Source organism: Levilactobacillus spicheri DSM 15429, assembly GCF_001435095.1.
In the GTDB taxonomy this organism is placed as follows: Bacteria; Bacillota; Bacilli; order Lactobacillales; family Lactobacillaceae; genus Levilactobacillus; species Levilactobacillus spicheri.
The window spans coordinates 72946-94606 of record NZ_AZFC01000035.1 but is presented as its reverse complement, the minus strand read 5'-3'; the positions used below and the strand labels follow the sequence as shown (position 1 = coordinate 94606).

At 56.1% G+C, this 21661-nt stretch carries 18 protein-coding genes and 1 other annotated feature; of the genes, 12 read left to right on the top strand and 6 right to left on the bottom strand.

Annotated features, from left to right (window positions below; translation table 11 throughout):
• Positions 1-6 precede the first annotated feature (6 nt).
• From FD37_RS09225 to FD37_RS09210, 4 genes are all read left to right on the top strand, one after another.
• Positions 7-981 (top strand): DUF2785 domain-containing protein, encoded by a 975-nt coding sequence (locus tag FD37_RS09225; protein WP_056964957.1) that lies wholly within the window; start codon positions 7-9, stop codon positions 979-981.
• Positions 982-1055: 74 nt separating this feature from the next.
• On the top strand, positions 1056-2198 hold the full coding sequence (locus tag FD37_RS09220; RefSeq protein WP_056965378.1) for a D-alanine--D-alanine ligase family protein: 1143 nt from the start codon (positions 1056-1058) through the stop codon (positions 2196-2198).
• Between the two features lie 64 nt (positions 2199-2262).
• Entirely contained in the window at positions 2263-3870 is a 1608-nt protein-coding gene (locus FD37_RS09215) for a glycerophosphodiester phosphodiesterase (protein ID WP_056964954.1), read from the top strand.
• Positions 3871-4197: 327 nt separating this feature from the next.
• The gene (locus tag FD37_RS09210; RefSeq protein ID WP_045808272.1) at positions 4198-5049 is read left to right on the top strand and encodes a helix-turn-helix domain-containing protein; all 852 of its coding nucleotides are present in this window, start codon (positions 4198-4200) and stop codon (positions 5047-5049) included.
• A 178-nt stretch (positions 5050-5227) separates the two neighbouring features.
• Here the strand turns inward: FD37_RS09210 and FD37_RS09205 are convergent, their stop codons facing one another.
• From FD37_RS09205 to FD37_RS09190, 4 genes are all read right to left on the bottom strand, one after another.
• Positions 5228-5707, bottom strand: coding sequence for a universal stress protein (locus FD37_RS09205; protein ID WP_045808273.1), 480 nt, complete (start codon positions 5705-5707; stop codon positions 5228-5230).
• A gap of 96 nt (positions 5708-5803) precedes the next feature.
• The gene (locus FD37_RS09200) at positions 5804-6091 is read right to left on the bottom strand and encodes a hypothetical protein (RefSeq protein ID WP_045808274.1); all 288 of its coding nucleotides are present in this window, start codon (positions 6089-6091) and stop codon (positions 5804-5806) included.
• 370 nt (positions 6092-6461) lie between these two features.
• Entirely contained in the window at positions 6462-7745 is a 1284-nt protein-coding gene (locus FD37_RS09195; RefSeq protein ID WP_056964952.1) for a replication-associated recombination protein A, read from the bottom strand.
• Positions 7746-7767: 22 nt separating this feature from the next.
• Positions 7768-8232 (bottom strand): YueI family protein, encoded by a 465-nt coding sequence (locus FD37_RS09190; RefSeq protein WP_045808277.1) that lies wholly within the window; start codon positions 8230-8232, stop codon positions 7768-7770.
• A 75-nt stretch (positions 8233-8307) separates the two neighbouring features.
• Between FD37_RS09190 and FD37_RS09185 the strand changes: the two genes are divergently transcribed.
• Positions 8308-8907 carry a DUF1054 family protein gene (locus tag FD37_RS09185; RefSeq protein WP_056964951.1) on the top strand — a complete coding sequence of 200 codons (600 nt, stop codon included), beginning with the start codon at positions 8308-8310 and terminating at the stop codon, positions 8905-8907.
• Positions 8908-8971: 64 nt separating this feature from the next.
• Here FD37_RS09185 and rpsD read toward each other — a convergent pair whose 3' ends face one another.
• Entirely contained in the window at positions 8972-9577 is a 606-nt protein-coding gene (gene rpsD, locus FD37_RS09180) for a 30S ribosomal protein S4 (protein WP_024746946.1), read from the bottom strand.
• A gap of 196 nt (positions 9578-9773) precedes the next feature.
• Positions 9774-10241: a GAF domain-containing protein gene (locus FD37_RS09175; RefSeq protein ID WP_045808279.1), complete on the bottom strand. Its 468-nt coding sequence runs from the start codon at positions 10239-10241 to the stop codon at positions 9774-9776.
• 187 nt (positions 10242-10428) lie between these two features.
• On the opposite strand from FD37_RS09175, the gene ezrA reads away from it, so the two are divergent.
• The 7 genes from ezrA to FD37_RS09140 all read left to right on the top strand — a co-directional run bounded on the left by ezrA (position 10429) and on the right by FD37_RS09140 (position 21651).
• A complete protein-coding gene (ezrA, locus tag FD37_RS09170) occupies positions 10429-12177 on the top strand; it encodes a septation ring formation regulator EzrA (RefSeq protein WP_056964949.1) in 1749 nt (582 codons plus the stop codon).
• A gap of 271 nt (positions 12178-12448) precedes the next feature.
• A complete protein-coding gene (locus FD37_RS09165) occupies positions 12449-13594 on the top strand; it encodes a cysteine desulfurase family protein (RefSeq protein WP_045808281.1) in 1146 nt (381 codons plus the stop codon).
• Between the two features lie 20 nt (positions 13595-13614).
• The gene (gene thiI / locus FD37_RS09160) at positions 13615-14832 is read left to right on the top strand and encodes a tRNA uracil 4-sulfurtransferase ThiI (protein ID WP_056964947.1); all 1218 of its coding nucleotides are present in this window, start codon (positions 13615-13617) and stop codon (positions 14830-14832) included.
• 239 nt (positions 14833-15071) lie between these two features.
• The gene (locus FD37_RS09155) at positions 15072-15581 is read left to right on the top strand and encodes a thiol peroxidase (RefSeq protein WP_045808283.1); all 510 of its coding nucleotides are present in this window, start codon (positions 15072-15074) and stop codon (positions 15579-15581) included.
• 24 nt (positions 15582-15605) lie between these two features.
• Positions 15606-15816, top strand: a binding site (T-box leader).
• Between the two features lie 67 nt (positions 15817-15883).
• Positions 15884-18550 carry a valine--tRNA ligase gene (locus FD37_RS09150; RefSeq protein WP_056964945.1) on the top strand — a complete coding sequence of 889 codons (2667 nt, stop codon included), beginning with the start codon at positions 15884-15886 and terminating at the stop codon, positions 18548-18550.
• Between the two features lie 530 nt (positions 18551-19080).
• On the top strand, positions 19081-20403 hold the full coding sequence (locus FD37_RS09145) for a bifunctional folylpolyglutamate synthase/dihydrofolate synthase (protein WP_056964943.1): 1323 nt from the start codon (positions 19081-19083) through the stop codon (positions 20401-20403).
• Between the two features lie 243 nt (positions 20404-20646).
• A complete protein-coding gene (locus FD37_RS09140) occupies positions 20647-21651 on the top strand; it encodes a rod shape-determining protein (protein WP_045808286.1) in 1005 nt (334 codons plus the stop codon).
• Positions 21652-21661: the final 10 nt, after the last annotated feature.

The following is a 21661-nucleotide window of genomic DNA, read 5'->3' as shown; positions in this document are numbered from 1 at the left end:
TTTTTGATGGACGAGCAGATCGGAATGTTACAACAGAACTTACGGGCGTTACAGCAACAATTGCATCAGGGAACCGTGTACCAGTCACTGGGTCCCCGGATGGGGCAACTCATCGACGGGGTGCGGCGGCACCGGCGGACGCCCATCGACCTGCCCACGGAAGATGACCAGGTCAACGACCTGTTGGATGCCATCCACCAGCGGCTGGCGGGAACGCAGCCCGCGACGGTCTCCCTGGCGGAATTGGCGACGTTGTTGGAACATCTCCGGTCGGTCGATCCGCGCGTGCGGTACACGGGGGTCCACTTTACCCTGTACGATGCGTTGGAGGCGGGGGTCTTTCCCCCGAACCAGCTGAATTGGCTGATGGACCAGTTGCTCAGCGATCAGCGGCTCTTCGACCACGTCTTGGAACCGGCCAACCAAGCCGTCTTTGGCCGGTCAGCGGCCATTTCATTTTTAGCGACGCTGGTCCATTACGGCAACGACCATCCGGAGCGGGTGACCATCGATTACCCGCGGCTGGTCCAACAGGTCGCGACCTATCTCTGCTTGGAAACGGACACCCGCGGCTTCATCAATGGTCAGGGGTGGGCGCACGCCTTTACGTCCGTGACGGCCCTGCTGACGGCCCTCAACGATAGTCCGGCGTTGCCGCGGGCGGACAAGCTCTTCTTGATGACGGCCTTCTTTGAGCGGTTCAAACGCCTGACCACGCCGTTGATCTACGGGGAGACCGACCGGATGGGCAATTACCTGGTGGCCCTGACGAACCGGCATCCCCTGTACGAGGACGCCTGCTTGCAGGCCTTGAAACGCTGGCGGCACCAGGTCGCCATGCGACGGCGGTCGGTCGAGACGGCCGCCGGGTGGAACCGCTACTATAACCGGCAGCGGCTGTTGGACGCCATGCAGCTTCATCGGGATCTTTCACCGCAGATTCGGGCCTATTTAACGGCGGCGATTGATTTTTTGGCTTAGTTGTATAGGTATTCTGAAGAAGAAATGGTATACTGAAGGCTAACCGAAAACTATACGATAGGATGAGTGACATCATGGAAAATAAAAAATTACACGTCGGTTTACTATTCGGTGGCAATTCCTCGGAGCACGACGTTTCTAAGCGTTCGGCTCACAACATTTACGACGCGATGGACAAGTCCCATTACAACGTCAGTTTATTCTTACTAACGCGTGATGGGTTCGTGTTAAGTGACGCGGCTTCCCGGCGAGTCTTCGACGGCGAAGACGAAGCGACCGTTGCGGCTGAGGAACAGGCGAAAGTAGACGCTTCGAATCCATTGGCACCCATTTGGAACCTATCCCAGGCAAAGGACATCGATGTCTTCTTCCCAATTATCCACGGTAATTTGGGCGAAGACGGTACGATCCAGGGGCTTTTCCGCTTATTGAAAAAACCTTACGTGGGGAGTGGCGTCTTGGCATCAGCAACGTCCTTTGATAAGGATCGGACAAAGCAGGTCTTGACCGCAAATGGCATCCGCAACACCAAGTACGTGGTGGTAACGCCCGCTAACCGGGCAACGTACGACTACGCGAAGATCAAGCAAGAACTCGGGACGGATGTCTTCATCAAGCCGGCGAACCAAGGGTCTTCCATTGGGATTCACAAGGCCAGCAACGAACAAGAGTACGTGGACGGAATGGCCGACGCCTTCCGCTACGACTACAAGGTGCTGGTCGAAGAGACGATTGCCGGGCCGGAAGAAGTGGAAATCTCCATTCTGGGGAACGAACAGCCCAAGGCGTCTAAGCTGGGGGCCATTCGGGTTCCTAAGCAGGATGTCTTCTACGACTACAACAACAAGTTCGTGGACGCCAGTGGGGTGACCTTCGAAGTGCCCGTGAAGTTGGACGAGCAACTGACGCAAGAGATCACCGAGATGGGGCTGCAGACCTATGCGGCCCTGGGATTGACCGGGATGGCCCGTATCGACTATCTGGTCTCCAAGGATGGCGTCCCGTACGTGGGGGAGGTCAACACCTTACCTGGATTTACGAACATCAGCCTCTACCCGCAACTGTGGGAAGCATCGGGTCTGAGCTACGCGGACTTGATTGACGAGTTGATCACCTTAGGAATTGATGAGTTCAAGCGCCAGGATCAATTGGCCTACGACTTTATTCCGCTGAGTGACAATTCGGCGGCTTCAACGTACAAGCCGAAACAAGCATAACGCTCGTGTGAGCCGGTAGGGGAGACCCGCCGGCTTTTTTTGTGGGAAAAGGAGAGTTGAAAGGATGCAACGATGGGGACAACAATTGAGAAGCGCGTGGGTCCATGGCCTGCTGGCCCCAAGACTGGCCGCGGGTTGGGCCGGGGTGATCCTGGGACTGGGAGCATTGCGCTGGTGGGGCCGGCGACCGGGTCAGTCGTTGGTAGGCTGGTGTCTGGCCCTGCTGGTCATTGGGTTGATGGGGCGGCAGCTCTGGCGGGTCGGCCGAGCACTACTGACCCAGGCGCCTGGTGATTTCCGCTCGACGCCTAACGGTGGCCGCCGGGTCTTGGCCTGGGCGGGCTTAGGGTTGACTGGCGGCATCTTGGCCCTGCCGTGGGGTCTGTGGGGCCTCAGCAGTCGCTTCTGGGTCCGGCTGCCCATGCCGGCCACGCTGGTGAACTGGGTCACGTTGAACCGGCGGCCGGTGCTCGTGGTGAGTGGCTTGCTCTACCTGGCACTGGTCCTCTGGGGATTGATCTGGGGGCCACGGCATTTGCCCGTCACGACGACGGGACACCGGGGGACGGGGTGGCAGATGCTCAGCGGCCTCGGCGTTCAGGTCGGCCTGCTGGCGAGCTGGTTTGCGATGAGTCTGGCGGTGGTGGCCGTTAATCGGCTGGCCGACCGCTGTTTTAGCACCCAGGTGGTTCGCTGGGTAACGCGCGGCTCGCTCCTGGTGATTCTGGCTGGCTTCACGCTGGCCGCGCTGCTCGGGGCCGTGACGCTGATTTGGAGCTGGTGCGGTCAACCGATTCAGCGGCCAATCCATCCGCACTGGGCCCTACGGTGGCCCTTCTGGGGGCTGGTCGTGAGCTGGCTAGTCATCAGCGGTGCGGTGGTGGCGCAGACGGTCCGTCAGCCGGACCGCTTTCAGGCCACCGTGACGATCAGCCACCGGGGCGTGGATCACGGCGTTGGCGTGCAGAATACCCTGGGGGCGTTGCGGCACGTTCACCAAGAACACCCCCGCTACGTGGAGATGGACCTCCACGAGACCCGTGATCACCGCTGGGTAGTCCTGCATGATGAAAACCTGCAACGGTTGGCGGGTCGTTCCGTGACCCCGCACCAATTGACCCTGCGCCAGCTGGAACGGCTGACCGTCCGGGAGAACGGGCAATCCGCCCGACTGGTGGGGTGGGACCGTTATCTGCGGACAGCGGAGGCCTTGCGGCAGCCCCTGTTGGTCGAATTAAAGACCACGCCACAGGATTCACCGGGGATGGTCCGGCGGTTTGCGCGGGCTTACGGACGCCGCTTGACCCGGGATCAGTCGGCCGTGCATTCACTGGATTACCGGGTCGTTGCCCAACTGCGCCGGGATGTGCCCGCGCTGCGGGTGGGCTACATCACGCCGTTCAACTGGGTCGCCCCGAGTTCGGTGCCCGCGGACTTTTACTCGTTTCAGCGGTTATCCGTGAGTGACCAGTTCGTCGCAGCGGCGCACGCCGCCCACGCGCCGGCCTACCTGTGGACGCCCGATTCGTCGGCGGCCATGACCCGACTGTGGGCCCTGGGTGCGGACGGCCAGATCACCAATGAACTTTCCCGGCTTCAGCGGGTGGTGGCCCAACCCACCCGCCAGGCTTGGTGGGCCGTGGTGATGAACTTTGTTTTAAGCTATATTTGAATTTATCGATTAGTCCCTAACCCGGTTAAATACGAACTATACTAAAATATTTAATGATAATATTCCGACGATAAAAAGCGTTATATTAAAATGAAAGAATGGTATAGACAGATTAAAGTTCCTTAATAAAGCGGCATATTGCTTGTGTTTCCCGTTGAATCACTTATTATTATAAATAAAGATAAAGATATCGGCAGGGCTTGGGGAGAAGCCATCGGCGACTTGGGTTGCTGGTTAGTTTAGTGAAAAATCAGACGCCGTCGACCAATGTTCGGTTTTTATCTGTTTTGACAGAAATCAACAGGGCTATTGACAAGGAGAAATTAGATGCGCTTATTAGGGGATAAGGTTAAACAATACCGCAAGCAAAAGAATTTATCGCAGCAGGAGTTGGCCGAGGGGATTTGCACACAAGCCACCGTCAGCCTCATGGAAAAGAAGAATAAGGTACCCAGTATCAAGATCATCCTTCAGATTTGTCGCCGTTTGAACGTGTCCCTCGGCGACATCTTGGCGGGGATGGGCAGCAGTTTAGACGAGCAATTTGACCGCATCTCGCGGGCGGTCCGGTCCGGGGACTATGCGGACGCGAGTCGGTTGTTGGATCAATTGAACATGGCCAGTGTTCAGAACGCCTTTGACCGGGAACGGTATCACTATTACCGGGGCTTCGTGGAGTTAGGCGCGCACCAGCAACCGGACGAAGCCATCTTTCACTTTAACCTGTTGCTGCACCGGTCTTACCGGATGCCGTGGGATCTGTACGCCATCGTCGGGAACGTGGGGATGGCGGCGGCTTATTTGGAGCGGAAAGAGTATGAGAAGGCCCACTATTACCTCCGGGAAGCCATGACCTACTTAGACAATTACGAGTGGCACGAGAAGGAAGAATTTTGCCGCTTGATTTGGGCCCGTTACCGGATTGCCCAACTGTACTTACAACTGGAACAACCCCAGTTGGTGAATGAAAACGCCGAGGCCGCGTTGCGCGTGGTCAAACAACAAGCCTCCCTGTACCTGATCGACGTGTTGTACGAGTTGAAGGGGGAGGCCGAGACGGCGTTACTGGCCGCACCGGCCGCCAAGCGCAGCTTTAGCATCGCGAAGACGCTGGCACTGGTGACCCATAACGTGGCGTTACAACAACGGTTGGCCACGCAGGCCACGGTGGTCGACTAATTCAAACTGGTGTCAAAATAGGGCGTTTCCCGAGGCAAGCGGGAAACGCCCTTTAGTCTGAAGCATTCTCCCAAAAGAGAGCGGAACCAGCTGCCTTTTGGCGCACGTTTCGCCACCAACTATTTGGAGACAATAAAGAGCCTGAGACTTTTGTCCCAGGCTCTTCAATAATAGCAAATTAATTTTCTGGTTTGGTGAGCTTAGCGGGTTGGTTGTTCAGGTCAGTCCGAACAACGATGACGTCGCAAACCGCCGTGCGCGTGACGTATTCGGTCACGGAACCGATTAAGAGCCGTTCGACCGCGTTTAACCCGGTGGCCCCGATCATGATGAGGTCCGTGTCGTTATCCCGCGGAACGTCCCGGGCGATAATCGTCTTGGGCGCACCGTATTCGATAGCGTAGTCAATCTTGTCTAAGCCATCCGCCTTGGCGTCAGCGACATACTTGTCGAGCGTCTTCTTAGCGGTCTCGGTCACCTGTTCCACCATGCTGGTGTCGAAGCTCGAGATGTTTTGGAAAGCGCGGGTATCGACAACGTGAACGAGATGTAAATCAGCATCGTTACGCTTAGCTACCGCCACGGCCTTCTTGAAGGCTAATTCAGCTTCGTAAGACCCATCAACGGGAACTAAAATGTGCTTGTATTGTTGTAACATATTATTCACCTCTCATTACTTGATACTTTCATCATACGTTATTTTTGATGAAATAAAAAGTAAAATGGCAAAAAATCAGGGAAAAATTGGAACCGGTTACCCCTTAGGGAACCAATGGAGGAGAATCAATTGCAGACTGATAATGGCGATGACGCCGACCAGTAAAATCACGGAAATGAAGATGGTGTTGTTCACGATGGTGGCCGCCGCCGAGAAGACGCCAATCACCATCAGCAGGATTCCGCCGACGGTGAGCACCCGGCTCAGTTCGGGGGAAGATTCGGGATGGAAAAGCAAAAAGGGCTTGCGGCGGTGACTGAAGAAGTACCAGCCAATCCCGCAGGAAAGCAGCGTGTAAATGATCATGAGAATTGTGATGGCCATGGGAAAAAGTTCCTCCTTAACGTCTTTAACTGAATGGTAGGTGATGACCCTCTATTCTACCAAATGCCCGGTCAATGTGGTAGGGTTACCGGTCAATGTGGGCAAAAGAAAAGGGCCATTCAAAGGAATGGCCCGCAAAGCACAAGGCTTTGGTCGATCTAAGTGGTGCCGTTAATTGTCTAGTCATGTTGACCCGCGATGACAATGCAGGGGGGATCGCCGGATGAGGCGTCTGACTTCCAAATGAAAAGGCCTGTCATCTTCGACATCGTTTAGCAATCCCGTTTCAATATTACTTGATCGGCAACTTGTAGTGAGACAACGCGTACACCTTAGAACACCTGTATCGTAGCATATTAACTTTTAAATATCAATTATCGTGATAATTGGCCCGGCGTAATCGGTGATATTGGTCGGCCAGACGTTGCTCAAACGTCCCGTTGGTCTTGGGTTCGTAGTACTGCGCGTGCCGCAGGGTGTCGGGCAGGTATTGTTGCTGGACCCAGTCGTTGGGGTAGTCGTGGGGGAACTTATAGGTGGTCCCGTGCCCCAACTTCTTAGCTCCCGCATAGTGGGCGTCCTTGAGGTGGTCGGGAACGATGCCGCTGTGGCCGCCGGTGACGTCGGCCAAGGCCGCGTCGATGGCCGCGATGCCCGAATTGGACTTCGGTGAGAGGCACAGTTCGATCACCGCGTCGGCCAGCGGGATTCGCCCCTCGGGCAGCCCCAGTTGCTGGGCCGCCTGAACGGCCTCCACGGTCCGGGCCGCCGCGGGTAGGTTGGCCATCCCCACGTCCTCGTAGGCGATGACCAGGAGCCGTCGACAGATCGACGGCAGGTCCCCGGCAGCGATGAGCTGGGCCATGTAGTGGAGGGCGGCGTCGGTGTCGCTGCCCCGAATCGATTTTTGAAACGCCGAGATGACGTCGTAGTGGGCGTCACCGTTCTTGTCACCCATCAACGCCTTGCGCTGAAAACATTCCTCGGCCACGGCCAGCGTGACGTGAATCTCGGCCGTTTGGGCGTCCGGCGGCGTGGACTGAGCGGCCAGTTCGAGGCCGTTCAAAGCACTGCGCAGGTCGCCGTTGGTGGCGTCGGCCATGAAGGCCAGGGCGTCCGGATCAACGGTCAGTGGTAATTGGCCCAGTCCCCGGTCGGCGTCGGTGATGGCCCGGTTGAGGGCGGTCATGATGTCGTCGTGAGTCAGGGGATGGACCTCGAAGATCTGTGTTCGACTCCGAATGGCCGGGTTGATGTTCAGGTAGGGGTTCTCGGTGGTGGCGCCGATCAAGATGATCCGGCCACTCTCGAGGTGGGGCAACAGGAAGTCCTGTTTGGTCTTGTCCAACCGGTGGATTTCATCCAACAAGAGGATGACCGTCCCGCTCATCTTGGCTTCTTCGGCCACGACCTGCAGATCCTTCTTCGAATCGGTCGCGGCGTTGAGCTTGCGGAAGGCGTACTTGGTGGAGCCGGCGATGGCGCTGGCGATGCTGGTCTTGCCGGTGCCCGGGGGTCCGTAGAGGATCATGGAGGAGAGCAGTTTAGCCGCCACCATGCGCCGAATGATCTTGCCGGGGCCGACCAAGTCTTGCTGGCCGACGATGTCTTCCAACCGTTGGGGGCGCATCCGGTAGGCTAAGGGTTGTGCCAAAAGTGAAGACTCCTTTCTAGATTTAGGATTCGTCGTGGAAGAGGCGGCTGAGCCACCCTTCCTTTTTAGGCTGGGTGGGTGCGTCGGTCGCGCTCGGGGCCGGGTACTTCTTGCTCAGGGCCACGGGGGCCACGTTGATGGCCGTGTCGCTGGCGACCACGAGTCCCAGGTCACTGTCGTTGACGCCGTAGATGGTGTCCTGACGAATGATGAACTTCACGTTGTGCTGGCTGGCGACCTTCAGGTAGGGGCCCAGGTCGGCCTGGTCGATATGGCCGTTCAGGATGACCTGGTAGTCGGGGTGCGCCGTGATCTCGGTGATGAACGGCGAGAGGTTCTGCCGGTCAACGACCTCGGCGATGGTCATGGTCAAAGAGACCCGTTCCCGGAAGGTGCCCAGGTAGTGACGTTGTTCGTCCGGATTGATCTTGGGCGTTCCGTACATGGCCGTCTGTAAATGTTCTTCCATTGGACTTTTCTCAGTCATTTAAATCCCTCTTTCCAACGTAGTGGCATTAGTATAACATGGAATGGAAACGACCGTGAATAAAGGGGTGAGACCATGTACGTCAATCAAGATTTCGATATTTTTGCGGACCCGACGTTAGCGGGCCGTCTGGGCCAGATCCGGCAGATCCTGGATCCTAAGTTCGAGGAGACGGTCGCCGCCTTACAGCCCACGCTGGCCGAACTGGGGCAACCGCTGTATCCCCACGTGGCGCTGCATCGGCGGCGCACGAAGAATCCGCCGCCGGATACCTGGGTCGCGCTGAGTACGTCCAAGCGGGGCTATAAACGCCTGCCACACCTGGAAATTGGTCTGTGGGATGACCGGCTGTACATCTGGCTGAACCTGCTGGATGAGGCCACGAACCGGGTCGCCTTGGCCGATGGGGTGGCATTAAGCACCGTGACGCAATTACCGGCGGCCTTTCAGTGTGCTAACGACCATACCGATAAACGGGCGCCCCAGCCGCTGACGACGGCCACCTACCAGGCCCTCTTGGCCGACCAACACCGGCGGAAACACGCCGAATGGCAGGTGGGCCGCGACTTCTTGCGGGGAAGTGCCTTCTTCACGGGGACGGCCGCGGATCAACTGGCGACGATTCAGGCGACCGTGGGGGCGTTACTGCCGGTCTACCGCGAACTGCTGAACTAATTGAGGACAACAAAAAAGCTTGCCAATAACGGCAAGCTTTTTTGATAACCGGTAAAAGGTCTTTTTAACGGTTGTAGTATTCAACGATTAAGGAGTCGTCGAGTTCTGCATCGAGTTCTTCCCGTTGAGGAAGACGCGTCAAGGAACCTTCCAACTTGTCAGCGTCGAAGTCAACGTATTGTGGACGACCCACAACGGCTTCAACGGCACCCTTGATAACGGCTAAGTCCTTGGACTTTTCGCGAACGCTGACCACTTGGCCAACTTCGACTTCGTATGAAGGAATGTCCACACGCTTGCCATCAACAGTGATGTGACCATGGTTAACCAATTGACGAGCTTGACGACGAGTCGTTGCCAAACCTAAACGGTAAACCACGTTGTCCAGACGACGTTCGAGCAAGATCATGAAGTTGGTCCCGTGGGTACCTTCCTTGATCTTACCAGCGCGCTTGAACAAGTTGTAGAATTGACGTTCCGTTAAGCCGTAGGTGAACCGCAGCTTTTGCTTTTCGCGTAATTGCGTTCCGTATTCGGAAAGCTTTTGGCGACGGCCTTGACCGTGATCACCAGGGGCGTAAGGACGCCGTGCTAATTCTTTACCAGTGCCGGAAAGGGAAACCCCTAAACGACGAGAAATCCGCCAACTTGGGCCAGTATAACGTGACATAAATAAATGTCCTCCAATAAATATTATTTGGAGTAAAATAAGCCATTTATGGGTTTAGTATTCGTGCAGATCATTTTGCAAGTTTCACCCTTGCAGCCGCAGGTTACTCCTTGAGCTTTCAAACGCAATGATCTGTTGACGAGCTTACCGCCCATTGCTGCATTATTTTACACAACGACCAGTATAACCAGAAACCCTAGGCGTTGTCAACATGTGTGAGCAGAACCCGGGCAAATTCCTCCAGGACGCGTTGGTCTTCGGCGGAAAACCGGTCGGTCGACGGGGAGTCGATGTCCAGGACGCCCAGCTTGCCCTGAGCGGTGGTCAACGGCACCACGATTTCGGCGTTGCTGGCCGAATCGCAGGCGATGTGGCCGGCGAACTGGTGGACGTCGGCGACTCGCTGGACCGTTTGGGTCGCGAGGGCCGTACCGCAGACGCCCCGGTTATTTTCGATGTGCATGCAGGCCACGTTGCCCTGGAAGGGACCGAGAATCAGGTCATCGCTGGCCGGTTGATACAGGTAGAAGCCGGCCCAGTTGATATCGGGGATCGTTTGCATCAGGAGCGCGGAGGCGTTCGCGAGGTTCGCCATCAAGTTGGTTTCACCATGGAGTAAAGCATCTAACTGTTCGGTAATTAAGGGATTAATCGATTCTGACATCTTGTGAGACCTCCTGAAAGGAAATTTTAGGGATTAAGATAAGTAGAAAATGCAAGCGGAAACAGAAAACCTAGTGAAGCGCACGTGGGACTTATGCTATAATCGAAATTAGATTAAATTGTAAAATGAACCGGGTTGTTTTGCAACTCGTTAACGGTTGAAATGTGGATGAAGGATGGGGTCAATCATGTATGTTGTGCTAATTGGAATCGTTATAATTGCGATTATTGTCTACCTAGGCATTCTCGCTTATCAACAACGCATTCGACGACAGGTCGCAGCGTTGGCGGATAAAAAGGCGTCTTTGCTGAAGATTCCTTTAGCCGATGAGCTGAAGCTGGTGGGGCAATTGAGTCTCACGGGCCAGTCCCTGGAACAATTTGAACAACTTCAAAGTGACTACGGCGAGATTACCGAAAATCGCCTGCCGCGGATCGATGATCAGTTGCAGGAGCTGGAAGAGGCGTCGCGGGGGATGAATCTCCTGCAACTGCGGCAGGACCTGACCAAGGCCACGGCCCTGGTTGACCAGACGGACCAACTTGTGCAAACGGTCCAATCGAAGCTGGCCGAACTACAGGCTATCGATAAGCAGCACCGGCAAGCCGTGCACGACCTCGAACAGAAGTACCAGGGGCTGCGCAAGACGTTGCTGGCCAAAAATTTCGCCTTTGGCCCCAGCATCGACGGATTAGAGGAACAGCTGAGCCACCTGGAGGACAACTTCGACACCTTTACCAAGTTGACCCAGGAGGGGGACCACGAACGGGCCAGTGACGTTTTAGGCCAACTTCAGTCGGATACCAAGCAGTTAGAAGACCTCCTGACTGCGATTCCCCCACTGTACAAGGACCTGACCGCGATTTATCCCGATCAATTGACCGAACTGAAGACGGGATATGCGCAATTGACCGCCCAGCACTTCCAGTTCGGTGACCACGACATCCCCGGAGCCATCCAAGAAGTTACCGATCAGGTGAAGGATAACCTGGCCACCCTGGCCGCCTTACGGCCACAGGACGCCCAGGTGATCAACAACCGCATCGCCAAGCAGATCGACGTTCTGTACGGCCTGATGCAGACGGAAATCGACGCCAAGGGACCGGTCGAAAAGAACCTGGACGGCGTTGCGAAGTTCATCGCCCATGCCCAGAATCAGAACCATACGTTGTTAAATGAACTGAACCGGCTCAGCCAGAACTACACGTTGGACCACCAGGAACTGGAAACGGCCCGCGAGTTAAACGAGCAGTTACGGGCCATCGATGGCACTTATCAACGGGATGTGCAGGACCTGACCGGCAAGACGGCGACCTACTCCATTGTGTTGGCGCACCAGGAAAAGCAGCAAAAGGACCTGCATCAGATCGAAGAACAGCAGGGCGAGATCCTGAAGAGTGTGGCCGGTTTGGCCGACGAGGAGCGCCAGGCCCGCGAAACGCTCCGTCAGTTTGACTTCAAACTACATAGTCTCCGCCGACAGATTGAGAACCTGAATTTGCCCGGGGTGCCCCAGAGTTACCTGGATTACTTCTTCGTGGTCCGGGACGAAGTGGAACAACTGGCGACCGACATGGACCAACCCCAGATCGATATGGAGCGCATCACCAAGCAGTTGTTGATCATTCAGACGGATCTGGACACCTTAGAGGAAAAGACCAACGACCTCATGGACAGTGCCGAGTTGGCCGAACAACTGATTCAGTACGCCAACCGCTACCAGACCAGCCATGACGACGTGGCTCAGGCCAGCAAGACGGCGGCGGACTTGTTCGAGAACCAACACGAGTACGCCCAGGCCTTAGAGACCATCGCCACGGTCCTGGACCAGGTCGAACCGGGGTCGTACAAACGCCTTGAGGACGCCTATTACGAGCGAAAGGGCCGGAAGAATCCCAAGGACGAAGCGGCCGCAGAAACATCCAAAGTCAAATAATGAGTGGTTAAGCGCCTGGGATGAAAATCCCGGGCGTTTTTTGCTTGAGAGTGGGACCAAGGGCGCCAAGCGGTTAAGCGGAACCGGCCGCCGTTTGGCGCATATTTCGGCACCGGATAGTCGAAGAATCAAGCGTGCTTGAGGGTTTTGTTCCCAACTCTTTTTCGACTGAAACGGGTAGCTGGACTTGTGAGAAAGCCAGAAGGCGTTTATAATGGGTGAGAATTTCTATCGGAGTCGAACCAATAGAAAAGAGATAAGAGGGTTCAGCATGATTTATTTTGATAATAGTGCGACGACTAAGGCCGCACCGGAAGCTGTCGATACCTACGCCAAGGTCAGTGCCAACTACTGGGGCAACCCATCTAGTCTGCACAACTTTGGGGAACAGGCCTTCAACCTCCTCGAACAATCCCGGCAACAAATTGCCGATCTGCTTGGCGTCAAGCTGAGCGAAATCCTGTTCACCAGCGGTGGGACCGAGGGTGATAACTGGGCCATTAAGGGCACAGCCATGGCCAAACGCGCCTTTGGCAAGCACCTCATCACGACGGCGGTCGAACATCCGGCCGTGCACAACTCCATGGAGCAGTTGAAACAACTGGGCTATGACGTGACGTACCTGCCGGTGGACGACAATGGCCGGGTCTCCGCTGCCGATTTACGGGCCGCGATTCGCCCAGACACCATCCTGGTCTCGACCATGGCGGTCAACAACGAAATCGGGGCCGTGCAACCGTTGGCGGAAATTGCCGACGTGATGCGCGACTTCCCAAAGATTCACTGGCACATCGATGCCGTTCAGGGCATCGGTAAGGGCCTGCACGACCTGATCTTTAATGACCGGGTCGACTTTGTGACCTTCTCCGGCCACAAGTTCCATGCCCCCCGCGGCATTGGTTTCATGTACAAGCGTCAGGGCCGCAAGATTGCGCCGCTGATGGCTGGTGGGGGTCAGGAACGGAACCTGCGCTCCGGGACCGAAAACCTGCCCGCTATCGCCGCCATGGCCAAGGCTTTACGGCTATTGCTCACGGATGAGGACGCCAAGGTGCAGCAACAACGGGCCATTCGTTTGGCCATTCTGAAGCACATTGCCACCTTTGACCACGTGACGATCTTTTCCAAGGACCTGCCCGTCTTTGCGCCGCACATCCTGTGCTTTGCCATCGAAGGCGTCCGGGGAGAGACCATCGTGCACGCGTTCGAAGAGCACAACATCTACATCTCGACGACCAGTGCCTGCTCCTCCAAGAAGCACGTGGAATCGAGTACGCTGCAAGCCATGCACGTTGACGGTGACATCGCCACCAGCGCGGTGCGCATCTCGTTAGATGAGCACAATACCATGGCCGAAGCCGACGAATTCAATCGGGTCTTTGACCAACTTTATCAACAATTTGCAAAATTACGCTAACGCACGAAAGGGGTCGCGCCATGGAATATAGCGAAATTATGGTCCGGTACGGCGAACTGTCGACGAAGGGCAAGAACAAGAAAGACTTTATTAAGCAGTTGGGGCACAACGTCCGCAAGGCGCTCAACGAGTTTGACGGCCTGGAGGTTCGGGCCCAACACGACCGGCTGCACGTGACCTTGAACGGGGCGGACTCAGAAGCCGTCATGAACCGGCTCAAGGGCGTGTTCGGCATCGAAAACTTCTCGCCATCCGTGAAGACGGACAAGGACCTGGACGCCATCAAGGCCACGGTCCTCGCTCTGGCGAAGGAAGTCTACCGACCGGGGATGACCTTTAAGATCAACGCCCGGCGGCAGGACAAGGAGTTCGCCTACGATACGTACCAATTAAATGATATCTTGGGTGGGGTGGTCCTCGAGGGCCTGCCCGGCATCCAAGTCAAAATGAAGCAACCCGACCTGACGATTCGGGTCGAGATTCGGTTAAACGGGGTCTTCGTCTCCGGGGAAACCATTCAGGGGGCCGGTGGGCTGCCCGTGGGAACCGGGGGCAAGGCCGTGATGATGTTATCCGGTGGAATCGACTCACCCGTGGCCTCGTACTACGCGATGCGCCGGGGCGTCAAGCTGGACATGGTCCACTTCTTCAGTCCGCCGTACACGTCCGAACAGGCGTTGGCCAAGGCCAAGGAACTGACGGCCAAGCTCGCCAAGTACTCGGGCGGCATCCAGTTCATCCAGGTCCCGTTCACCAAGATTCAGGAGACCATCAAGGAAAAGGTTCCGGAGGGCTACCTGATGACGATTCAGCGGCGGATGATGTTGCGGTTGACCGTGGCGGTCGCGGAGATGCGGCACGCCAAGGGAATCTTTAACGGGGAATCTCTGGGGCAAGTGGCCTCACAGACCCTGGAAAGCATGGCAGCCATCAACGACGTGACGTCCATGCCAATCCTGCGGCCGCTGTTGTCGATGGATAAGACGGAAATCATCAAGATTGCCGAGGACATCGACACCTACGACTTATCGATCCTGCCTTACGAGGATTGCTGCACCATCTTCACGCCACCCGCACCGAAGACGCGGCCGGACTTGGAAAAGTCGCGGAAGTACGAACAGTACATCGACGTGGAAGGCTTGATGAAGGAAGCGCTGGACGGCATCACGATTACCGAGATTCGGCCCAACGACAATTACCTGAATCAAAACGAAGACGTTTTTGCGGAATTACTATAAATTTTAACGAGAGTGGGCCTGGGATGTTTTCCGGACTCACTTTTTTTAGTGGCCCCGTACCAACTCGGTATCCTCAAGCGGTGACCTTAGCAAAGCGGGGGCACGGCAGAGATGAACGACCTCCGGTAAAATTATCTGAATTCTCGTTTCAAATTACTTGTTTTTAACTAGGGGTCTGCGTCATAATTAAGAGAATAGCCGGCGGTGGCCGGCGAGACAATCTTGAAGGAGTGATCGGTGTGGAAGTCACGAGACTCGGTAAGAAGATGGCACTGGCGGGCAAGTTGCCCGAAGTGGGGGAGTCATTACCCAAGTTCAAATTATTTGATCAGCAGAACAACAAGGTGAAGACGGCCAACCTGATTGGTCAGGTCGCCTTGATCAGCGTTGTGCCCGATTTGGATACCCCCGTTTGCACGATTCAGACCCGGAAGTTTACGCAACAGGCCGACCATTATCCGGCGGCCAAGTTCTACACGGTATCGAACAACTCCGTGGCGGAACAGACCGGATGGTGTGCCGCCGAAGGGGTCCAAAACGTGGATCTTTTATCCGATGAGGAACTGTCCTTCGGGTACGAGACCGGTCTGTACGTGCCGAACGCCGGCAACCTGGCACGGTCCATCTGGATCATCGATGAGACGGGGAAAATCGTCTACCGCCAAGTCGTGATCGAACAATCGGAAGAGCCCGATTACTTGGCAGCCCTGACGGCACTCGAAAAGTTGGTGCCACGAGTTGACGCTTAACCCAAAATTGGTTAAACTACAGAGTAAATAGCTGTGAGCAAGAGAGTACCGTGAGGATGTCGTCGTAGAGAGCCGGGTCGCTGGAAGCCGGTCGACGTCCTCACGGGAAGGTAACTTGTGAGCTGGTCGACTGAACGGAGTAGGTCGATTCCGGAGCACGCTCCGTTAACAACGAAGATAAGTGGGGCTTGAACGCCCAATTTAGGTGGTACCGCGAAGAGACTTCGTCCTAAGTAATTAGGATGAGGTCTTTTTTGTTTCACCGTGTTCCGGCGTTTTTAGAAGAAAGGACTTGAACAACCATGGCAGATAAGCAAATTGATATGCCGACCAAGTATGATCCGACCGCCGTCGAAGCGGGTCGTTATCAGACTTGGCTCGACGAAGGGGTTTTTAAACCCAGTGGGGATCCCCAAGCAAAACCCTATTCCATCGTGTTACCGCCACCGAACGTGACCGGGAAGCTGCATTTAGGTCACGCCTGGGACACCACGCTCCAAGACATGTTGATCCGGCAAAAGCGGATGCAGGGCTACGATACGCTCTGGTTACCCGGGATGGACCACGCCGGGATCGCCACGCAGGCCAAGGTGGAAGCCAAGCTCAGAGAGCAGGGCATTTCCCGTTACGACCTGGGCCGCGAGAAGTTCATCGACCAAGTCTGGGAATGGAAAGACGAATACGCCGACACCATTCACAAGCAATGGGCCAAGATGGGCCTGTCCTTAGACTACTCACGCGAACGGTTCACCCTGGACAAGGGGTTCTCCGACGCCGTCAAGAAGGTCTTCGTGGCGCTGTACAAGAAGGGCTTGATCTACCGGGGTGAGTACATCATCAACTGGGATCCGCAAGCCCGGACCGCGCTGTCCGACATCGAAGTCATTCATAAGGATGACAAGGGGGCCTTCTACCACGTGAAGTACCCGTTTGCCGACAAGAATCAGACCTTTAACGGCAAGCACTACATTGAAATCGCGACGACCCGGCCAGAAACCATGATGGGGGACACGGCGGTGGCCGTGAACCCTGGGGATGACCGCTACAAGGAATTGGTCGGGACCAAGGTTATCCTGCCGTTGGCCAACCGTGAGATTCCGATCATCGCCGACCAATACGTCGACCCTGAGTTTGGGACCGGGATGGTCAAGATCACGCCAGCCCACGACCCGAACGACTTCCAGGTCGGTAACCGGCATAACCTGGAACGGATCAACACCATGAACGAAGACGCGACCATGAACGAAAAGGCCGGCAAGTACAACGGCATGGACCGTTTCGAGGCCCGGAAGGCCATGGTGGCGGATCTCGACAAGCTGGGGTTGCTCCTGAAGGTCGACCCAATCGTGCACGCCGTGGGCCATTCTGAACGGACCGGGGTGCAGGTCGAAGCTCGGTTATCCACCCAATGGTTCGTGAAGATGAAGCCGTTGGCCGAGATGGCGATGGCTAATCAAAAGAGCGACGACGCGGTGGACTTTGTGCCGAAGCGCTTCGAGCACACCTTCATGCAGTGGATGGACAACGCCCATGACTGGGTCATCTCCCGGCAACTCTGGTGGGGTCACCAGATTCCGGCGTGGTACCACAAGGGCACCGGCGAAATCTACGTGGGTGAAGAGGCCCCGAAGGATCCCGAAAACTGGGACCGCGATCCGGATGTCTTGGACACCTGGTTCTCCAGTGGCTTGTGGCCATTTGGGACCATGGGCTGGCCGGACGAATCCAGCGCCGACTTTAAGCGTTACTTCCCAACCGACACGTTGGTCACGGGGTATGACATCATCTTCTTCTGGGTTTCCCGGATGATCTTCCAAAGCCTTGAATTTACCGGCAAGCGGCCGTTCAAACACGTGCTGCTGCACGGGCTGATTCGGGACGAAGAGGGTCGCAAGATGAGCAAGTCCCTGGGCAACGGGATCGATCCGATGGACGTGATCAAGAAGTATGGGGCCGACGCGCTACGTTGGTTCCTGTCCACGGGCTCGACGGCCGGTCAAGACGTCCGGTTCAGCTACAAGAAGATGGACGCGGCGTGGAACTTCATCAACAAGATCTGGAACGCCAGCCGGTTCGTCATCATGAACCTGGGAGACAACACGAAGCCGGTCGTTCCTGCCGAAGAGAAGTGGGACCTGACTGACCGCTGGATTCTGAGTCGCTTGAACGAAACGGTCAAGCACGTCACGACCATGTTCGACAAGTTCGACTTCGGTGAAGCGGGCCGGGCCCTGTACAACTTCATCTGGAACGACTTCTGTGACTGGTACATCGAAATGAGTAAGAGTGTCTTGACCGGTGACGACGAAGCCGCTAAGGCCGTTAAGCAGGACCTGTTGGCCTACGTCTTAGACCAGACGTTACGACTCTTGCAACCGATCATGCCGTTCGTCACGGAAGCCATCTGGCAAGCCATGCCACACGAGGGACAATCCCTGGTCACGGCAGCTTACCCGGTTGACCACCCCGAATTCGACAACGCCACGGCGGAAAGCGACATGACTAGCCTGATCGACCTGATCAAGGCTGTCCGGAACATCCGGGCCGAGGCCAACGCACCGATGTCCACGCCGATCGACTTACAGATCAAGACCGGCGACGCGAAGCTGCAGGCCGTCTTCGAGAACAACCGGGACTACATCGACCGGTTCGTGCACCCGAAGAACCTGGAGATTGGGGCCGACCTGGTCGCACCGAAGCTGGCCATGACGGCGGTGATCACCTCCGCGGAAATTTCCGTTCCGTTGGCCGAATTGGTCGACCTGAAGGAAGAAGCCGCTCGTTTGGACAAGGAAGTCGCTAAATACACGGCCGAGGTTGCCCGGGCAACCAAGAAGCTGGGCAACGAACGCTTCGTGGCAAACGCCCCCGAAGACGTGGTTGCCGGCGAACGTGAAAAACAAGCAGACAACCAAAAGAAGCTGGCCGCTACGCAAGAACGGTTAGCCGAAATCAAGGCGCAACTTTAAGCCTGACTCGTCGTTGTGTTTGACCGATGCACGACGCCCGGAAAGCCGAATCCCTCCTCACAGGGGTTCGGCTTTTTGCGTTACCCGAAAACGAAAAAATCTGCTACACTAAAATTTAGGACGCGGGTGAGACAGTCGATAGTGGGCGCTCCACGCCGGCGAGCAAGATAGCCCCAGTGGGCACGACTCCGAAGCCTGGGTGTAAGCTAGCAGAAAACGCTAGCTAACTCTCCCATTTCACGAGGGCTATCAAGTCGTCTCTGTTCCGCTTAAGTAGCTGCTGATTTTCACATAACGGCTATCGGCACGCGGATCGAGACTTGTTCGTTCGGCGGCCGCGGCTCTCTGTGAGGCTAGTGTGTGCCTGCGGAGACCGGTCTCTTTGACGGAAAAACATCTTGCTGGGACTGGTTTTAGCAGTCAATGGGTGGTCATGACAGGTCACTGGCAGGGTGCTTAGTAAATACTAGAAAAACTCTGCTGAATCCGACTTAACCAGGATCAGCGGAAGATTGCGGGAGGTTGGCATCTTGGTTGCAACGTATACCGAAGCTTTAAACTTTATTCACGGGCGGGACCGGTTCAAGAAGGCCCCGACCCTTAAACGCATGCGTTATTTTATGAAATTATTGGGTGACCCGCAGGAACACCTGTCGATGATCCACGTGGCGGGCACCAACGGCAAGGGATCCACGGTGGCCTTCTTGCGCGACCTGTTAATGGCCGATGGACAGACCGTGGGCACGTTCACGTCGCCGTTCATCACCCGGTTTAACGAGCGCATCAGCCGTGACGGGGTCCCCATCAGTGACGACGACCTGGTCGCCATGGTCAACCAGGTCCAACCGGTGGTGGCCCAGCTGGACCAGGAGTTGGCGGAGAAGGGACCGACGGAATTTGAGATCGACACGGCCCTGATGTTTTGCTACTTCGCCGCGCACCCGGTCGACACGGTCGTGGTCGAGGTCGGCCTCGGGGGACTGTTCGATTCGACGAACATCATCACCCCCGCGGTCTCCGTCATCACCACCATCGGCATGGATCACATGCGGTTACTGGGGGACACGATTCCCGAGATTGCGGCGCAAAAGGCGGGAATCATCAAGCCGCACGTACCTGTGGTCTGCGGTCGCTTGACGGCCGATGCGCTGGCCGTCATGGACCAGACGGCGGCCCGGCAAGCCACCCAAGTCGCGGCTTTAGACCGGAATTTTCAGGTGACGCGCCAGCCCACTGATCAGTGGGGAGAACGGTTCGACTACCGGTACCAAGAGTGGCACTGGTCCCATCTGCAAGAAGATCTGCTGGGGCAGTACCAGGTCGATAACGCGGCCACGGCCCTGACGGCCTTCGTGACCTACCAATCCCAGCGGCACGCCGCCATCGACGCGGCCACGGTGCGCAACGGACTGGCCCACACCGCCTGGCCGGGGCGGTTTGAACGGTTAAATGACCAACCGCTGATTGCCATCGACGGGGCCCATAACGAGCCGGCGATGGTCGAAATGGCCCAGTTGTTGCGGCAACACTTTGCGACCAACGAGGTCTACATCGTCCTGGCGGTGTTGGCAGACAAGCAGTACACCCAGATGGTGCAGACCCTGCTAACGGTCCCGAACGTCCACCTGATCGTCACCCAGTTTGCGGGCCCCGGCAAGCGCGCGGCGGCGACCCCGCTGGCCTTAGAGGAGGCGGTTCCCCAGCACGACCGGATCACCATGGCCGCGGATTGGCCGGCCGCGCTCAAGCAGGCCCTAGGCACCATGTCGGCGGAAGACCTGCTTTTGTTAACTGGGTCACTCTACTTTATTTCCGAAGTCCGGCACTACTTTAAGGACGACGCGGCTGAGTGATAAGGGGACAATCCCCGGTATGACAGGGATTTGACCGGTTAACGGCCGGTGGCCTGACCGGGTAACCGGGGGGAACCCTTAAAATCTAATTAAAATCATCTTTAGGTATTTCTTTCTGCCTAAAAGTTCGGTATTCTTAACGTTGACGACGTGTTCTCACGTATAGGTATGTTATAATACGTCTATCAATGAATAAGACAAAAATCCATTAATATTTTGTTGACAATGAAGGGATGAAACACAGTGTTCGGATTAGGAACGAAAAATATTGGAATCGATTTGGGTACCGCCAATACGATTGTGTACGTTGACGGTAAGGGAATCGTCCTCCGCGAGCCTTCCGTTGTCGCCAAGAACACAAAGTCTGGGGAAATTGTGTCCGTTGGTGAAGACGCACGCGCGATGATTGGACGGACACCCGCAAGTATTGTGGCCATTCGGCCGATGAAGGATGGGGTCATTGCCGACTACGATACCACGGTTGCCATGATGAAGTACTTCATCGAAAAGACCGTTGGCCGTTCAGGTGGCAAGCCTTACGTCATGGTTTGTGTCCCAAGCGGTGTCACGGAAGTTGAAAAGCGGGCCGTGATCGATGCGACCCGGGTAGCCGGCGCCCGTGACGCTTATGTAATTGAAGAACCATTTGCCGCAGCGATTGGTGCCGGGTTGCCCGTTATGGACCCAACCGGGAGCATGGTCGTTGACATGGGTGGTGGGACCACCGACGTTGCCACGATTTCCTTAGGGGGCATCGTTTCGAGCCGCTCCATCCGAATCGCTGGTGATAAGCTGGACGACGCCATCTCGACTTACGTACGGTCGAACTTCAATCTCTTGATTGGGGAACGGACGGCTGAAAAGTTGAAGATGGACATCGGTTCGGCTTCCATCAAGGACGCGGAAAAGATCGAAGGCGCCACGATTCGTGGGCGTGACCTGGTAACTGGTTTACCAAAGGCGGTCGAAGTCTCCGCTATCGACGTGGCCAAGGCCATTCAAGAACCCGTTCAAGCGGTGATTACGGCGATCAAGGAAACGCTGGAAGAAACCTCACCAGAAATTGCCGCCGACGTGATTGACCACGGGATCGTTTTGACCGGTGGTGGCGCGTTACTGAAAAACTTATCTGAAGTGATTGCTGATGCAACCAAAGTGCCGGTTTCGATTGCGAACGACCCATTGGATTGTGTCGCGGCTGGTACTGGCGAATCCTTAAAGAGTATCGATGTCATGAAGAAGAAATAAGGATTAGCGG

Bases quoted from the DNA above. Each gene is read 5' to 3' on its own strand.
- FD37_RS09215 (WP_056964954.1), top strand. From the start codon at position 2,263: ATGCAACGATGGGGACAACAATTGAGAAGCGCGTGGGTCCATGGCCTG.
- FD37_RS09150 (WP_056964945.1), top strand. From the start codon at position 15,884: ATGGCAGATAAGCAAATTGATATGCCGACCAAGTATGATCCGACCGCC.
- ezrA (WP_056964949.1), top strand. From the start codon at position 10,429: ATGTATGTTGTGCTAATTGGAATCGTTATAATTGCGATTATTGTCTAC.
- rpsD (WP_024746946.1), bottom strand. From the start codon at position 9,577: ATGTCACGTTATACTGGCCCAAGTTGGCGGATTTCTCGTCGTTTAGGG.
- FD37_RS09185 (WP_056964951.1), top strand. From the start codon at position 8,308: ATGTACGTCAATCAAGATTTCGATATTTTTGCGGACCCGACGTTAGCG.
- FD37_RS09190 (WP_045808277.1), bottom strand. From the start codon at position 8,232: ATGACTGAGAAAAGTCCAATGGAAGAACATTTACAGACGGCCATGTAC.
- FD37_RS09200 (WP_045808274.1), bottom strand. From the start codon at position 6,091: ATGGCCATCACAATTCTCATGATCATTTACACGCTGCTTTCCTGCGGG.
- FD37_RS09225 (WP_056964957.1), top strand. From the start codon at position 7: ATGGACGAGCAGATCGGAATGTTACAACAGAACTTACGGGCGTTACAG.
- FD37_RS09175 (WP_045808279.1), bottom strand. From the start codon at position 10,241: ATGTCAGAATCGATTAATCCCTTAATTACCGAACAGTTAGATGCTTTA.
- FD37_RS09210 (WP_045808272.1), top strand. From the start codon at position 4,198: ATGCGCTTATTAGGGGATAAGGTTAAACAATACCGCAAGCAAAAGAAT.
- FD37_RS09205 (WP_045808273.1), bottom strand. From the start codon at position 5,707: ATGTTACAACAATACAAGCACATTTTAGTTCCCGTTGATGGGTCTTAC.
- FD37_RS09165 (WP_045808281.1), top strand. From the start codon at position 12,449: ATGATTTATTTTGATAATAGTGCGACGACTAAGGCCGCACCGGAAGCT.
- thiI (WP_056964947.1), top strand. From the start codon at position 13,615: ATGGAATATAGCGAAATTATGGTCCGGTACGGCGAACTGTCGACGAAG.
- FD37_RS09220 (WP_056965378.1), top strand. From the start codon at position 1,056: ATGGAAAATAAAAAATTACACGTCGGTTTACTATTCGGTGGCAATTCC.